General features: G+C 46.1%; 1 protein-coding gene. It reads right to left on the bottom strand.

Annotated elements, in window-relative coordinates; genetic code table 11:
• The coding region (locus AC1DCV_RS35805; protein ID WP_477027686.1) for an IS256 family transposase at window positions 1-446 on the bottom strand (446 nt) is incomplete at both ends.

The raw sequence follows: 446 nt of genomic DNA, 5'->3' as shown, positions 1-446 counted from the left end.
GCGTCGGCAAAGCCCTGAAGATTATCAATACAGGCAATGAAGATATCTTCCAAACCGCGATTCTGTAAGTCTGTCAACACTTGCAACCAGAATTTAGCACCTTCGTTCTCTCCCACATACATACCCAACAGCTCTTTATAACCCTCCTGATTGAGACCAATAATGCAGTAGACCGCACGACTGACAMCCCGTCCCTCATGACGAACTTTATAGTGTATGGCATCTAGCCATACAAAAGGATAAACCCGCTCCAGGGGACGACTACGCCACTCCTGTATCAATGGAAGAATTTTATCTGTAACGCGGCTTATCGTGGCCGTAGATGCCTCCAAACCATACATATCCATGAGATGATCCCGTATGTCACTGTAACTGGCTCCGCGGGCATATAAAGAAATGATCTGTCGATCCAGATCTACCCCAAGAGTTTTATGCCGTTTAGGAAT

The sequence above is a fragment of the Chitinophaga sp. 10T418 genome (assembly GCF_056394125.1).
This window is presented reverse-complemented; position numbering and strand designations above follow the sequence as displayed.